Below are 15,859 nucleotides of genomic sequence, written 5' to 3'. Positions count from 1 at the left end.
GAAGCGTGGATAAAACAATCCAAATGGAAAAGAATCAAGTTACCGTATTAGGAGCCGGATTGATAGGTTCTCTAATGGCTATATATCTGAAGCGCCAAGGCTTAGAAGTTGCTGTTTTTGACAAGAGGCCAGATAAGCGCAAATCAACTTTTGAGGAAGGAAAAAGATCCATTAACATGGCGCTAAGCCATCGAGGATGGAAGGCACTGGAGGAAGTTGGACTCAAAGAAAAGGTAATGCCGTTGGCTATTCCCATGTATGGTCGCAAAGTGCACGACGAGCATGGTGGAACTACTTTCATTTCCTACGGAAAAGAGAATCAAGCAATTTATTCCCTTTCTAGGGGAAAATTTAACCAGCTTCTGGTAGAAGAAGGAGAAAAGCTTGGGGCAAAATACAATTTCGAGCATAAATGCCTGGAAGTGGATTTCAATTCTCAAGAAATCACTTTCCAGACTCCAAAAGCAGAGGAAAAAATCAAAGCCCCTGTGTTATTTGGGGCTGATGGAGCTTATTCTTCGCTTCGGCTGGCTATGCAAAAGCAAATCCGTTTCAACTACAAGCAGGAATACATCACTCACGAATACAAGGAGCTAACCATTCCAGCAACTGCTGATGGGGAATTTGCAATGGATCCGAATGCCTTGCATATCTGGCCTAGAGGCAAGTTTATGCTGATCGCACTTCCAAATCCGGACAAGACATTTACATGTACTTTGTTTTTGCCTCACAGTGGATCAAAAGTTTGCTTTGACAAAATCAATGATGAGCATGATCTTGAGATCCTTTTCTCCAATTATTTTGACGATGCCTATAAGCTCATGCCAGATCTGAAGACTGAGTTTTTTGCTAACCCAACTTCGGCGCTAATCAATGTGGAATGCTTCCCATGGGTTCAGGGCACAAGTTTGCTGATGGGAGATGCCAGTCATGCGATGGTTCCTTTCTATGGGCAGGGTATGAATTGCGGTTTTGAGGATTGCTCTATTTTGAATGGTCTAATAGATAAGTATGGGACTAATTCCTGGGATTTGGTTTTTGAGAAATTCCAGAAAAAACGCAAGGTAGATACCGATGCCATCTGTCAGTTGGCAATGGAGAATTTTGAAGAAATGAGAGATTCTGTGGCAGATCCGAAGTTTGTGCTTCGCAAAAAAATCGAAGCCAAGCTATACGAATTGTACCCAAATGACTGGATTCCGCTCTATTCCATGGTTACTTTTACTGATATGAGGTATTCTGAAGCTTATACTCAGGGAAAACTTCAGGAAGCAATTATGGATAAAGTCATGGCTGATCCGCTGATTACAGAGAATTGGAATAAGCTCGACTACGAGGATATTATTTATAAAATGGAAACAGCAAAAGCGGTGTAGTTTTTTAACCGCAGAGCACGCGGCGTCCCGATAGCCATCGGGATCGCAGAGTTGGCACAAAGAGAAATCAGGTTCAAGTCGGTAGATTTGAGCCTATTTTTGTCCTAAAATTTGACATTGTTGCTGTTTTCAAGGATTGCAAAAAGCAGTTTTTAAAGCCATAAAATCTTCCGCCGCTGTTCAGCTCACGAACAGCAAAAAAATGCTTTCTCCGCAGAATGATTATGTTATGAGAGAAAGTATTCTATCTATTTAGTTTAGAAATCAACTCACTAAGCTCTTCTTTAGAAATCGTACTTTTCTCTGTTTTGGAATAAAGGGATAGCAAAAACACTTCCTCACGTATAACTTTGACAAGTGAAATTACTCTTGCCCCTCCTGATTTCCCCTTTCCAGTAGAACCGATTGCAAGACGGATTTTATAGAGATCATTACCAAGAGCAGTTCCTTGAGTTGGATTAGTTTCAAGTGTCTCTATAAGGTGCTGAAGGTCAGATTTAATTGAAGGATATTTTTTAAAAAGTCGTTTAGTATCCTTTTGAAAAGTGCTAGTGACTAAAACTTTATAGCTCATCTAAAAAAGCCTTAGCACTTTTCATCGTTCGGTTACCAGCTTCGTATTCTTTTACTTCTCTTATGCCATCAGCTACATTCTCAAGAAGTTCAGCTTTACTAGGCTCGTCCAAATTTTCTTCAGACTTGATTTGAATGAAATCCAGACTTTTGATAAAATTCAAAAAGGCAGATGCCTTATTATCTTTTATTTCTAATGTGATTTTCATGCGTTTATACTTTGATTTTTAGAAGTCACATGGAATCTCGCAAGGTTAAAATCATCCAAGTGTCTGCCTTTTTTGTCATTACTGTTAGCATCAACCTGGCTCGATTTCATACAGTTAAGTTAAAGTAATTTTGTTTACGAAAACTATCTAAAGAAAGGTTCAACTGAATTTTGCTAAAGCAAGGGCCTAAACTGCCTCAGGAATCTCACATCATTCTCCGTAAATAAGCGAAGATCTTTAATTTGATATTTCAGCATAGCAATTCGCTCTATACCCATACCGAAGGCAAAGCCAGTATATTTCTTAGAATCAATGCCACAGTTTTCCAACACATTCGGGTCAACCATTCCAGATCCTCCAATCTCTACCCAGCCGCTGCCTTTGCAGACATTACAGCCTTTGCCTCCACAGATCAGACAGGTGATGTCGATCTCTGCACTTGGCTCTGTAAAAGGGAAATAAGATGGTCTGAATCGCACTTTGGTTTCCTTGCCAAACATCTCTTTAGCGAAGTGATAAAGCGTATTCTTCAAATCAGCAAAACCAACATTTTCATCCACGTATAATCCTTCTACCTGGTGGAAAATACAATGTGCACGGGCTGAAATGGCTTCATTTCTATAAACTCTTCCTGGTGAAAGGGTACGAATCGGAGGTTTCTGATTCTCCATCACTCGCACCTGAACAGATGAGGTGTGCGTTCTCAACGCGATATCAGGATTTTTTTCAATAAAGAAAGTATCCTGCATCTCCCGAGCTGGGTGATTTTCAGGGAAATTCAGCGCAGTGAAGTTATGCCAATCGTCTTCGATCTCCGGACCTTCGGAAAGGTTGAAACCGATTCGCTCGAAAATATCTATGATGCGCTGACGGGTAGCAGTCAGCGGATGAATTCCTCCCAAACTTTGATTGGACGGAGGTAGAGTCAAATCGATACCAGCGGATTTTGACTTCTTATTGGCTTGATTGACTTTTTCGATCAGCTCCTGAAACTTCGCTTCTGCCAATTGCTTAACTCCATTTACCAGCTGACCATAGGCTTTTTTCTCCTCATTAGGAATTTTACCCATGCTTGCAAAAAGCTCTCCCACCACAGATTTCTTTGAGATATACTCCATTCTGTAGGCTTCTAGCTCCTCTGGATTAGTTGCGTCAGCGGCTGAAATAGCGGCTTTGATAGATTCAATTTTCTCCTGATACATTGGATTCCATTTATTCGAGGGACAAAGCTACCATTTTTGAGGTCTTTTGGAAAGGATCAAGGTTGACTTTAGGTTGTGAAAAGCTAGAAGATCAGAAAATCGTCCTACATCTACCATCAAAAGGCCTGAAGGGTAAGGAAAGGATGGAGTCAGATGATCTCGTAAATCAACCTTCGGAATTCGTAAATTTTTTAATCTCGGTAAATCCAGAGACTAGTAATCTCCCGTATCTCCTCCCAAATAAGAAACCAAAAAAATCATCAAACTAACAAGATCATGAAAATTCAAAATTTCTTCAAAGTGGCTTTAGCAGCCTTTATTTTTCTTTCTGCAAACATGGCTTTTGCTCAAATGGAAAAAACAAAAATGGTAGGTGGCGCAGAAATGTATCCCTCAAAAAATATAGTGGAAAATGCAGTGAATTCTGCTGATCATACAACCCTGGTAGCAGCTGTAAAAGCAGCTGGTTTGGTGGAGACACTTCAAGGTGCTGGTCCTTTTACTGTATTTGCTCCTGATAACATGGCTTTCGATAAACTTCCAAAAGGAACGGTAGAGACACTTTTGAAGCCAGAAAATAAAGCTACACTACAGGCTGTACTTACTTATCACGTGGTAGCTGGTAAAATGGGATCCAAAGAAATCGCTGCTGCGATCAAAAAAGGAGATGGTAAAGCTGTACTTACTACAGTTCAAGGCGGAAAATTAACTGCTTGGATGAAAGGCAAAGACCTTTATATCACTGACGAAAACGGAGGAGAATCTAAAGTGACTATTGCGGATGTATGGCAATCAAATGGTGTGATCCACTCAGTAGATACTGTGGTTCTTCCTAAAATGTAATTGTTGCTGGTTGGTCAATTGCTAAGCCGACTCCGTAAGGGGTCGGTTTTTTTGTTTTAAGCCGCAGAGCGCACAGAGCTTTTCGCGGAGGGCGCTAAACTTTTGTTTGCCTGCTTCTCCAGAAGCCGGTCGTTAAAAATACTCTACTCTATTTTTTGGAGATGTGATTGGCAAAAAATTTTTGTCAGAAAAGCTCCTCAGGAATTTTAAAAACCGCAATTCCTGAGTCTTCATCTGTAGTGAGTCCGTAGATTTCGTTTGTAGCTTCATTCAGTAGTACACTAGAATTTAGACAATTGATCTGTACAGAGTCAAAAAAAGGATTCTATTGATAATAAAAAAACCGACTGAATTTCTCCAGTCGGTTTGAAGATCATTTGATCCCGTAAATCTTAATTCAAAGTTCGTATTTAAGAACTTACCAAGTTCTTCCACCTCTTGGAGGTCCACCTCTCCAAGGCATCTGCCCACCGTCGTTTTCCGGCTGCTTGAAGTTACCCAAGATATACGTGAATGTCAGCAAGCCATAACGCGTCAATACATTGGTATAAACATCGGATACTGACACATCTGAGATTGTACGGGAGATGCTATTGTTTTGATTGAGCAAATCGAAGATTACGACTTTTAGCTCAGCCTTGTTGTTTTTGGTGAATCTGTAACCTGCTTCGATATTCCAAAGCCAAACTGACTGATCAAATCCTTCAGAAAGTCCGCGATACAAACTATTGTTGATTGTATTTCCCATGAAAAGCTTGCCCCCATTGGGAGAATAATACAGGCGAAGATTTGATTCTTGGATGTAATAATTGTTTTCCAATGCAGTCTGCAAACTAGAATTTACAATTGTGTAGGTACCAGTAGTACTTATCGTAAAGTCAAAATCCTTACTAATGTTAGATGTGAAAGTAATTCCTTGACCTAGGTTGATATTTTCATTGATATTCTTCTCACCGTTGATTAGGCCTGGAGATCTGTTGAAACCAATTCGTGTGTTTAGATTGATATTGGTTTTGATTCCTTTGATTGGTGCACCATAGCTTAGAAATAAGCTACTATTCATGTTTCCATCTAAGTTAACCGGTTGAGAAATCTGACCTCCAGGACGAAGCAATACTTCATTATTGATCAATGTATCCTCTGCGGCAATGTAGGTGCTGCTACCAATATAATTTTTAGTAGCCGAAACGTTTACAAACATGAATAGACTGCGATTTTTCTCCATGTTGAATTTGCCAATATTGGCAAAAATACTGTTCTGAAAGCTTTGCGCCAAGTTTGGATTACCCACACTTAGATTAAGTGGATTTTGATTGTTTATCACATTTTGGAGCTGACTTACCGAAGGCTCATCCGTACTGGTTCTATACCTCACACGGAAATTCAAGCCTGTCTCTCTATTCCTGAAGCTGACGCTTGCACTTGGCAAAAGATTATTGAAATCACGCACAAATACACCTTCTGTTGGGAAAAAAGCTTCGTTGTCCAATTTGGCATATTGGTAATCCAAATTTGCGCTCAAATTCCACCCTGCACTGTTGTAGGCATACCCAGTTCTCAGTCTTTGCGTGATGAATTTGTTATTGAATTCATTGCTCAAGGCAGTGTCCAGCACCGAAATATTTTCGTCGTTCAGTACTCTTGTCTTTTGATCAGAATCCGTCTTATTATTACCCACCTGATACCCAAAAGTAGCTATAGATTTTTCACCGAGTGGCTCAGTAAGTGTTGCGTTTATACGATAGTTGAATCCTTTCGAAAGTAAGTAAGTTTCTTGCAAGGTTGTATCCAACTGATTTTTACGATAGTCTCTACTGGCACCTAAAAGCTCAGAATCTTGGTCTCTGTTGCTCCAAGAGGTATTGATGTCAGTAGAGAATGTTCTACCTTTCTTATCAAACTTATATCGGTAGGTGATGTTGTTACCAAAATTATATGAACTGTTTGAAGCGTTGGTAACCGAGCGAAGAGAAGAAAGGGAATCGGTATCGTTCGCCAAAGTTAAGGCATCTCTATCGCTGAATGTATTGCTACTCTGAAAAGAGATATTCGGAGTTATGATCAGCGAGTTTTTCTCATTTAGATCTGCTTCGATGCGAGCATTAGCTCTGTGATTGAAGTTCTCTACCGAATTGATCAAATTTTCCTGATAATTCTGAGTAGTGGTCTCATTGATTACCGTCTGGCGATTTGTGATCTGTCTAAGTGTATTTTGTGTATTATTGAAAAAATAACTTCCAGTAAAATTGACTTTTGAACCCCATTTGTCACTATAGTTTAGTCCCATAGCATTGGTTGTGATGGATCCAATGTCATTTCCTCCATAGAAATTATTATTTCCACCGCCAAAACCACCACGACCTCTACCACCACCACCAGATGAATTTGCATTTACTCCGGCAAGATCATCACTTGAGAAGTTCTGCTGATTGATGTTGTTAAATAACCCAAGAATAGACAGTCTTCTGTCTCCACTAAAGAGGTTTAAACTTCCTCCTGCATTATATTTATCGTCTGTTCCATAGCCAGCATAAGCTCTACCGAATTGTCCATTTTTTCTGTCTTCTCTCAGGATGATATTGATTGTCTTGGTATAAGTACCGTCATCAAACCCAGTCAAACGGCTTTGATCAGACCGTTGGTCCAAGACTTCTACCCGATCTATTGCATCAGCGGGAAGATTTCTTAGTGCGATGTTTGGGTCAGAACCGAAAAACTCTCTTCCATCTACTAAAATCTTTTGAACATTTTCTCCTTGTGCTTGAACCTGACCATTCAGGATCGTTACTCCTGGTAATTTTCTCACAAGATCCTCTGCCATACCGTTTTCTTTGGTTTTGAAAGCACTGGCATTGAAAGAAGTGGTATCACCTCTCATTTCACCAAGAGGATTTTGACCTTCTATAATAACTTCGCCTAAAACTTGAGCGTCTTCAACCAGGGTCAACACGCCCAAATCCACAGGTTCTCTTCCTGTGTGAACCTTAGAGATAGTTTCGTAACCTATAAACTTGATTTCGATTTTCACAGAAGGAATTTGTGGTCTCACTATCTCAAATTGTCCCTTTGCATCTGTGACCGTACCTGCCAAAAGTGAATCTGTCACTGTTTTTATCAGTACGTTCGCTCCGGCCATAGGAGTATTTGCGCTTCCGTCCATGACGGTACCTGTGAATTTCCTTTCTGGACGATCTTGACCTGTAGGTCGCTGTCCGAAAGCTGATGTGCCAGTTAACAGGCTAAAAATCAGGATAATTAATGCGTAGTTTTTCTTCATGTGTATGCAAATTTCTACTTCTTTGACCGTATAGCCATGTCAAAGGTTTATTCTGCATCTGAGGAAAAATAAGAATGGGTATTGTAGCGGATAAATGGTATTAAAACCATTTAAAAATCAAAAAACTAAATTTTTCCCATTAGGTCTGCATACGAGATTCCAAAGTGGCTGTTATCATAGACAGCATTGCCGCTTTTGATCAACAGTACTTGAGGAGATTCATGCGGTACACCAAATTCTCTTGCGACCTGATTCGACAAATCTCTATTGGCAATCAAATCCAAGTAATAAGGCTCCACTTTCTCATTATCCGAGGTTTGCCATTTTCGTGTCAAACGATCCATAGACATACTACTAATAGAGCAACTCGTGCTATGCTTAAAAATCAAAACAGGTTTTTCCTTGCTCAAAGTCTTTATTTCTTCAATTTGGCCAGCTTCAGTAAGTTTATTCCAATTCATATTCTCGAATTTTTATTTTTGGGGCAATAGTTGTAGATGAAAGATGACCCATTGAAAACCAAACTTCAATTATGAAATTACAGTTCCACCGGAGATTTATAAACCTTTCTTTACCTATTGCCTTAATTGGTTTTGCCTTGTTTTCCTGCAAAAGTATTAATCCTGCTGCAAATCCAGGACCATCCACACCTCCACCTATTGCTTCAGCAGGAGTAAATGTGCCGTTGAAAATACCGAAGGAAACATTAAGCAAATTATTGAATGGTCAAATCCCCACAACCTTACTCCAAGAAAAAGGAATGGACATGGGAAGTGGAATTACTGGTGATTTAGAACTCAAGAGAAATGGAACCATCAAATGGTCGGCTCTGGATAGTCAGCGAATTCAATTGACTGTCCCAATAAATGTAGTCGGAGAATTAGGTCTCAAGCCGAAAGGGCTGGGAAGCTTATTTCAGTCCAAATTGCCTCTGAATGAAGATTTTTCACCTGTTTTTATTATTGACCCTGTGATCAATGCTAATTGGGGAATCGGTGCTGAAAGCTTTGAATTGGTAGAACTGGGAGGAAATTTAGCCATAGATGTATTAGGAATGAAGGTGGATCTAAGTGGCCTACTTAGTAAGGAATTACGGAAATGGGGCAATGATAATCTTACTGGCGGAAAGGAAATAGCAAGTTTGAAAACTCTAGTGGATTTAGCCTGGGCTCAGATTGGGAAGCCTTTTTCCATAGAATGGATTGGAGGAAATACTGCATTTTCTATCCAACCTCAGCAAGTAAAAATTAATGAATTTTTTGATGCTGACCAGAATTATAACCTCTGGCTAGGAATGGATGGGAAAGTAAATTCTCATCCTGCTGATGCTGCGCCTACACGAGCATTTCCACTTCCTGGTCTCAATTCGAATGAAAACTCAGCAAATGAGCTAGAAATACTCATTCCTCTAGGTGTGAGCTATTCCACTCTGGATGAGCTCTTGCAGCAAAATTTGGATGGGAAAGCATTTCGAGTGGATAAAAAGACTACAATGATTCCCTCCAATATCAGTACCCAAGCTTTCGGAGATTTATTAGCTATAAATATGGACTTCAAGGCCGAGCAGACCAATGGGAAAATGGTCAGCGGGACACTATTTGTAGTAGGCAAACCAGCATACGATCCAGATTCTCAAAGCCTCAAATTTGAAGACATCAACTTTAAAATGGAAACGGGAAGCTTCGGAGCGCAGACTGGAGTTGGGTTGAAAAAACGCAAGATTATTCGTAGGATTGAAGACAGAGCCATTTTCCCTATTGGGGATGTTTTGGAAGAAAGCTTCGGGAGTATCACAGAACGATTGGGTCTTAGTACCCCAATCCTTAATTTAAAAATTGCTGACCTCACTATTCAGCCTTCCGGATTTTACCCGATGGCGAAAGAATTGGTAATTCATATGAAAGCCAGTGGAGAAGTGGATGTGAAGTGGAAATGAGGTAGAATAGAACAGCGAAACTTGGATTCTCTGCCACGTTGACAGCTTGATTAATTGGAATAATAATTGGTAAATTCCTGTAAATCACTGCCAATGATACCATTTCGCAAAATTTTTAGACCTGCCCGCCGGTTAGTTTGGGCCTTGATTGTGGCCTTCATGGTGGGCGTCCACAACTTCTACAAGCAAGAAATGGATTCTGCCGATTCTATTGTATCATCTATTCAAATGGACGAAGAGCAGGATGATTCTTCTCCCAAAGATTAAAAAAAGAGCCAAGACTGTTTATTCTAAAGTCTTGGCTCTTGGCTTGGAAGTTTTGGTTCCAAATTTACTTTTTCCCTTCAATAATCTTGGTCACTACATCCGGATCAAGCAGCGTGCTGGTATCGCCCATGTTATCAAGTGAGCCTTCTGCCACTTTGCGCAGGATTCTTCGCATAATTTTCCCAGATCGCGTTTTTGGGAGCCCTGGAACCAACTGGATTTTATCCGGTTTGGCAATCGGGCCAATGATCTTCGAAACCATCTCTTTAATCTCATTGATTAGATTATCCTCCGTACGATTAGTCAAATCAGCAATTACATAAGCATAGATTCCTTGACCTTTGACCTCATGTGGATAACCAACCACTGCGGATTCAATCACCTTTGGATGCTCATTAATCGCATTTTCCACTTCGGCTGTACCCATTCTATGGCCTGACACATTGATTACATCATCTACACGACCAAGAATTCTGTAATATCCATCGTGATCACGTTTCACACCATCTCCTGTAAAGTACATTCCCTTGTAAGTCGAGAAGTAAGTTTGTTTGCAACGCTCATGATCTCCGTAGGTAGTTCGGATCATAGATGGCCAAGGGAACTTGATGCAGAGATTTCCCTCCACAGAATTTCCAGTTAGCTCATTTCCTTCTGGATCTACAATACAAAGCTGAACTCCCGGAAGTGGCAGCGTGGCGTAAGCCGGTTTGGTAGGGGTAATTCCAGCAATTGGCGAAACCATAATTCCACCTGTTTCTGTTTGCCACCAAGTATCGACTATAGGACATTTGTTCTTACCAATATGCGTATGATACCAATGCCAAGCTTCTTCATTGATTGGTTCGCCTACCGAACCCAAGACTTTCAAAGAGCTTAAATCGTATTTCTGAATTGGTTCTGTGCCATAGGCTTGAAGTGCTCTGATTGCCGTAGGAGCAGTATAGAAGACATTTACTTTATGTTTCTCCACAACAGCCCAGAATCGACCTGCATCTGGAAAAGTAGGAACCCCTTCAAACATCAATGTCGTTGCGCCAGCTAAAAGTGGCCCGTAAACTATATACGAGTGTCCTGTAATCCAGCCCACATCGGCGGTACACCAATAGACATCCCCTTCGGAATATTGGAATACATTGTCAAAAGAATACTGGGAATACACCATGTATCCACCTGTTGTATGAACCACGCCTTTAGGCTTGCCTGTAGATCCAGAAGTGTAGAGAATGAAAAGCATGTCTTCACTGTCCATTTCTTCCGCAGCACATTCCTGAGACTCCTCAGCTATCACATCATGCCACCAGAAATCACGACCTTCTTTCATCGTCACCTCTTGCTTGGTGCGCTCATAGACAATAACAGTTTCCACTGTGCTTTTTTCCAAGGCCTCATCCACAACTGCTTTCACAGCTATTTTCTTGCTGCCACGGAAATTCCCATCAGAAGTCAATATCGCTTTTGCCTCGCAATCATTTACTCTATCTGCTAAAGCTGAACTGGAAAAACCAGCAAAGACAACGGAGTGAATTGCACCTATTCTGGCACAGGCAAGCATTGCAATAGCAGCTTCCGGCACCATTGGCATGTAGATAATTACCTTATCCCCTTTACCTATTTCTTTCCTTTTCAGCGCATTTGCAAAGCGATTTACTTCATAAAAAAGCTCTTTATAAGTAAGAGTTCTGCCAGCTTCATTGGGGTCATTAGCTTCCCAGATAATTGCTGGACGATCTCCAATAGTAAATAGGTGGCGTTCAAAAATATTCTCCGTGATGTTGAGTTTTGCATTCAAGAACCACTTTACATCAGGCTCGTCGAAGTTCCATTTCAATACCTTAGACCAGCGTTTTCTCCAATGAAATGAATCTGCAATTCTAGCCCAAAACTCCTCAGGCTGGGTTACACTTTTTTGGTATTCGTAGAGGTACCCGCTGAGGGTATGAATTCTGTCACTCATGATAATCTTGGTTTATTGTTTTCAATTTCGGGTTAAATCAGCCCTAATTTAATGATCCTGCGCTTTACCAGCACCACGTGGAATCCTAATTTCCTCCACCATGTCCTGCACCTCTTGAGGTGGTGGTGGCGTCAAGTGGGAAATAATCCCACATACTAGAAAATTAAGAATCATACCTATAGATCCTATTCCTTCAGGAGATACTCCAAACCACCAATTATCCGCAGTATTCATCTCTGGGCTAATAAATTTGAAATAAACGATATAGACAATTGTAAATACCAAGCCGGTAATCATTCCTGCGATAGCTCCTTCTTTGTTTATTCTCGTAGAGAAAATACCCATAATAATGACAGGAAAGAAAGATGCAGCCGCTAAGCCAAAGGCAAAAGCCACTACCTGAGCGACAAAACCAGGAGGATTTACTCCGAAATAACCGGCAAGAAGAACAGCACCGGCAGCTGCAAAACGTGCAATCCTTAATTCCTTTTTATCCGAAATATCAGGTCTGAACGTCTTAAATAAATCTCTCGAAACCGAAGTAGAAATCACCAATAATAAACCAGCAGCGGTAGAAAGTGCGGCAGCCATCGCTCCGGCGGCTACTAATCCAACTACCCAGTTTGGAAGCTTGGCAATCTCCGGACTTGCCAGCACCATAATATCTCTATCAATCGTCAGTTCGTTTGCATCCGGATCTGCGACATACTGGACTTTCCCATCTCCATTCTTATCATCTACTTTGATCAGGTCTGTTTTTTGCCAAGTGGCAATCCACTCAGGAAGCTCAGAAATATTTTTCTCTGAAGTAGTATCTATAGCATTATACATTCCAAATGCAGCTATCGCAGGAGCAGTGGTGTATAGAATAGCAATAAATACCAAAGCATAGCCCGCAGAAAGTCTTGCATCTTTTACTCTAGGGACAGTGAAAAAGCGAACAATCACATGTGGCAAACCAGCCGTCCCCACCATCAAAGCCAACGTGATCATAAACATGTCCGTGATACTTTTCCTTCCGGAAGTATAAGCAGCAAAACCAAGCTCAGTGAGCACTCCATCTAATTTATCGAGAAGCGGAGTTCCATCTGCTACAGATCCTCCCAGACCAAGTTGAGGAATCGCATTTCCTGTCAGCTGCATAGAAATGAAGATCGCAGGCACCATATACGCGAAGATCAACACACAATACTGAGCTACTTGCGTGTACGTGATGCCTTTCATTCCACCCAAAACAGCATAGAAGAAAACTATACACATTCCGATGACCACACCCCATTCGATAGGAACTTCCAAGTATCTGGAAAACACGATTCCAACTCCCCGCATCTGCCCAGCTACATAGGTGAAGGAGATAAATAAGGCACAGATCACTGCAACCACCTTAGCAGTTTTAGAATAATATCGGTCTCCCACAAAGTCCGGAACAGTGAATTTTCCGAATTTCCGAAGATAAGGAGCGAGTAGAAGTGCAAGCAAAACGTAGCCACCAGTCCAGCCCATCAAATAAACCGAGCCATCATATCCCGCAAAGGAAATGATGCCAGCCATAGAGATAAAGGAAGCGGCGGACATCCAGTCTGCAGCGGTTGCCATGCCGTTTGCCAAAGGTGAAACGCCTCCACCAGCAACGTAAAATTCTTGGGTAGATCCAGCTCTAGACCAGATAGCAATGCCAATATAAAGTGCGAAAGATAAGCCTACTAGAATGTAGGTCCAGGTTAAAATTTCCATAGTTTTTTAGCTTAAAAAGTTATTCCTCGTCCACATCAAATTCCCTATCCAACCTGTTCATCCGAACTACATAGACAAAAATCAGAATCACAAAAGCGAAAATTGATCCTTGCTGGGCAAACCAGAATCCAAGCTTGTATCCGCCAAGTCGAAATTCATTAAGTTCATTAACGAAAAGAATGCCGCAGCCGAAAGAAACGATAAACCAGACGAGTAAGAGTATAAAAAGTGTTTGGAGGTTTTTCCTCCAGTAAGCTTTCATTTTGTCATTGTGTGTGGGCATATTTTGGGATTTAGGTTGAGAACGTAATAATCCCTTGAAACTAGTCAATGCAACCGTAGGAATGCAAACTGTTTTCTGTGAAATATTCAAAAACTAGCCGTATTGAAAGAAAAAACTAAGTACTGACAAACTTAGCAGATACTATTGTGAATTAAACCTTCAAAAATGAGTGCTGTAAAAAGCTAATCATTTCATAAAAAACTCTGACAGAATTGCCAGACCAGCAGCGAGAAAACTCACTAACAATTTGTTGAGCTGAAACTTGTGATGAGGGCTGCTTTCAAAAAAGATCGTGGTAGAAATATGCAAAAAACCTCCTGCTACTAAACCGTATAAAATTCCTATTCCTTGTTTTTCGAGAATTCCACTTTCAAATAAAAATGAACTTGACATCATCCCAAGCGGAGAAGCCAAGGCAAAAAGCGTCAGTAATAGTAAAGTTGTCTTTTTACTCAAAGAACTGGAAAGCACCGCTGCTAGCGCAAATGCCGCAGGACCTTTGTGTAGAATTATCCCCAGTAACACCGTTTTGCTATTGTGCACATGACCAAGGACATGCTCTCCTTGATCCATCAATTCTCCATGGGAAAGCAACGTACCCTCCAGAAAAGCATGAATAAACAAGCCTACCATAATGGTCATCATCGCTTTGCTGCCCTGATGCTCATGTGCGTGAATATGCCCATGCTCAACTCCACTGGACCAGAATTCCAGCAATTGCTGTAGCAAAAATCCGATAAGAATGTACAGACCCATTCTTTTACTGGAAAATCCACTGTCAAAGAGTTCGGGCAAAATATGGAGAATGGTAATCGCAAAGAGATAGGAACCTGCAAATACCAGAACCAGACGGAAATATTTCTCTCTGAATTTGGGAGCAAAAAATACCAATGATCCGGAGATCATCGCTGTGAGAAATAAAAGTAAAAATTTGAATTCCATCGGCCTGAGTTACTTTTCTTTTTTCTATTGAAAAGGAGAAAGTGATAACTCAGGCAAAGGTAATAAAATTCAATAATGTTGCATTTAAAATTAATTTTCCTGTACAAAAGACAAGAATGGCTTCAAGCTTTCACTTGCAAAAGTCTTAAATCCTCCTTGCCCATCATCGTAAATCAAGAATACTTCTATTTCACTAAGTGCAGAATCCAAGGCGATGGCTTTGTCTTTTCCCATCACCATCATTGCCGTAGCATAGGCATCTGCGGTCATACAATTATCCGCCAAAACAGTCGCACTTAGCAAAGTATGATTAACAGGATAACCTGTGGCAGGATTGATGGTATGTGAGATTTTTACAGAATCACGCACATAGTAATTTCTATAGTTTCCCGAAGTAGCCATTCCACGATCTTGCAAAGCGATGATACTAATCAAATCTGAGGCATTGGCGGATTCCTCTGGGCGATTGACACCGACTTTCCAAAGCTCACCTTTTTCGTTTGTCCCGTTAGCCACAAGCTCGCCTCCGATTTCCACCAGGTAATTTGATACTCCTTTATTTTTCAAAAACTCAGCAACTACATCGGACCCATAGCCTTTTGCGATAGCAGAAAAATCCAGGTAAATACCTGACACTTTTTTGCGAAGCTGCTTCTGATCAAACTCGATTTTAGAAAAGCCAACTGTCGCCAGCAAATTTTTAATATCCACGCTGTCCTTAAGTTCTGGTCCGCTTGGGCCAAAACCCCAGATGTTCACAAGAGGCCCTACAGTCGGATCAAAGGCGCCATCTGTGTTGTCGAAAACAACCTTAGACTGCTGCAATACCGGAAGTAAATAGGGCAAGTTAAAATCCAGCGTGTCTCCTTGATTAAACTGGCTTAGTTCGGAGTCTGGGATGTAAGTAGAAAGGCTTTGATTGAAAACCACCAGAAGTGAATCGATAGAATTTTGTAAATCGCGGCTTTCCTCATCCAGATAGGTGATGTTATAAGTTGTCCCCATGGTTTTACCCGAAAGAGTCATTTTCCCAGCAACCGTAACTGTAGTTTCCGTTAATTCTGTCTCGGTCTTGTCACGATTGCGCCAAGAGTAAACCAGCATAATAGCTACTAGGAGAACAATGGAATAAATGATGTTTTTACGGGTGTTAGGGCGCATGAGCTTATGAATTTGAGGGCAAATTTAAGGCTTATTTTTTGGTTTCGCAGGAAAGCTAGCAATTCAAAAAGGGAGAAGAAGGCGTTCGTATTTTTCTAT

The 15,859-nt window shown here is 40.9% G+C and carries 14 protein-coding genes; 4 read left to right on the top strand and 10 right to left on the bottom strand.

The annotated features are described in order from the left end of the window. Positions 1-23 precede the first annotated feature (23 nt). A complete protein-coding gene (locus AACZ87_RS12500) occupies positions 24-1,376 on the top strand; it encodes an NAD(P)/FAD-dependent oxidoreductase (protein WP_339867599.1) in 1,353 nt (450 codons plus the stop codon). 244 nt (positions 1,377-1,620) lie between these two features. On the opposite strand, the gene AACZ87_RS12495 is transcribed toward AACZ87_RS12500, so the two are convergent. The 3 genes from AACZ87_RS12495 to pheS form a co-directional block, all read right to left on the bottom strand. After that, positions 1,621-1,950, bottom strand: a complete 330-nt coding sequence (locus AACZ87_RS12495; RefSeq protein WP_283411982.1) for a type II toxin-antitoxin system RelE/ParE family toxin — start codon at positions 1,948-1,950, stop codon at positions 1,621-1,623. Further along, positions 1,940-2,158 carry a hypothetical protein gene (locus tag AACZ87_RS12490; RefSeq protein ID WP_283411981.1) on the bottom strand — a complete coding sequence of 73 codons (219 nt, stop codon included), beginning with the start codon at positions 2,156-2,158 and terminating at the stop codon, positions 1,940-1,942. The genes AACZ87_RS12495 and AACZ87_RS12490 overlap by 11 nt, the downstream gene beginning before the upstream one ends. A gap of 173 nt (positions 2,159-2,331) precedes the next feature. Beyond that, positions 2,332-3,360: a phenylalanine--tRNA ligase subunit alpha gene (gene pheS, locus AACZ87_RS12485; protein WP_339867597.1), complete on the bottom strand. Its 1,029-nt coding sequence runs from the start codon at positions 3,358-3,360 to the stop codon at positions 2,332-2,334. A gap of 276 nt (positions 3,361-3,636) precedes the next feature. On the opposite strand from pheS, the gene AACZ87_RS12480 reads away from it, so the two are divergent. Further along, entirely contained in the window at positions 3,637-4,203 is a 567-nt protein-coding gene (locus AACZ87_RS12480; protein ID WP_339867595.1) for a fasciclin domain-containing protein, read from the top strand. Between the two features lie 418 nt (positions 4,204-4,621). Here the strand turns inward: AACZ87_RS12480 and AACZ87_RS12475 are convergent, their stop codons facing one another. Continuing rightward, positions 4,622-7,480: an outer membrane beta-barrel protein gene (locus AACZ87_RS12475; protein WP_339867593.1), complete on the bottom strand. Its 2,859-nt coding sequence runs from the start codon at positions 7,478-7,480 to the stop codon at positions 4,622-4,624. A 125-nt stretch (positions 7,481-7,605) separates the two neighbouring features. Beyond that, a complete protein-coding gene (gene ytxJ / locus AACZ87_RS12470; protein WP_339867592.1) occupies positions 7,606-7,941 on the bottom strand; it encodes a bacillithiol system redox-active protein YtxJ in 336 nt (111 codons plus the stop codon). Positions 7,942-8,012: 71 nt separating this feature from the next. Between ytxJ and AACZ87_RS12465 the strand changes: the two genes are divergently transcribed. Both AACZ87_RS12465 and AACZ87_RS12460 read left to right on the top strand, forming a co-directional pair. Further along, positions 8,013-9,416: a DUF4403 family protein gene (locus AACZ87_RS12465; RefSeq protein ID WP_339867590.1), complete on the top strand. Its 1,404-nt coding sequence runs from the start codon at positions 8,013-8,015 to the stop codon at positions 9,414-9,416. A gap of 93 nt (positions 9,417-9,509) precedes the next feature. Next, a complete protein-coding gene (locus AACZ87_RS12460; RefSeq protein ID WP_339867588.1) occupies positions 9,510-9,683 on the top strand; it encodes a hypothetical protein in 174 nt (57 codons plus the stop codon). A gap of 64 nt (positions 9,684-9,747) precedes the next feature. On the opposite strand, the gene acs is transcribed toward AACZ87_RS12460, so the two are convergent. From acs to AACZ87_RS12435, 5 genes are all read right to left on the bottom strand, one after another. Next, positions 9,748-11,640 (bottom strand): acetate--CoA ligase, encoded by a 1,893-nt coding sequence (gene acs, locus AACZ87_RS12455; RefSeq protein ID WP_339867586.1) that lies wholly within the window; start codon positions 11,638-11,640, stop codon positions 9,748-9,750. A 48-nt stretch (positions 11,641-11,688) separates the two neighbouring features. Beyond that, positions 11,689-13,374, bottom strand: a complete 1,686-nt coding sequence (locus AACZ87_RS12450) for a sodium:solute symporter family protein (RefSeq protein WP_339867585.1) — start codon at positions 13,372-13,374, stop codon at positions 11,689-11,691. A 19-nt stretch (positions 13,375-13,393) separates the two neighbouring features. After that, a complete protein-coding gene (locus tag AACZ87_RS12445; protein WP_283411972.1) occupies positions 13,394-13,657 on the bottom strand; it encodes a DUF4212 domain-containing protein in 264 nt (87 codons plus the stop codon). 186 nt (positions 13,658-13,843) lie between these two features. After that, entirely contained in the window at positions 13,844-14,599 is a 756-nt protein-coding gene (locus AACZ87_RS12440; protein ID WP_339867584.1) for a zinc permease, read from the bottom strand. Positions 14,600-14,689: 90 nt separating this feature from the next. Beyond that, positions 14,690-15,760, bottom strand: coding sequence for an FAD:protein FMN transferase (locus AACZ87_RS12435; protein ID WP_339867583.1), 1,071 nt, complete (start codon positions 15,758-15,760; stop codon positions 14,690-14,692). Positions 15,761-15,859: the final 99 nt, after the last annotated feature.

The sequence above is a fragment of the uncultured Algoriphagus sp. genome (assembly GCF_963974365.1).
Lineage (GTDB): Bacteria > Bacteroidota > Bacteroidia > Cytophagales > Cyclobacteriaceae > Algoriphagus.
The sequence above is the reverse complement of the archived record's forward strand: the minus strand, read 5'-3'. Positions and strand labels throughout refer to the sequence as shown.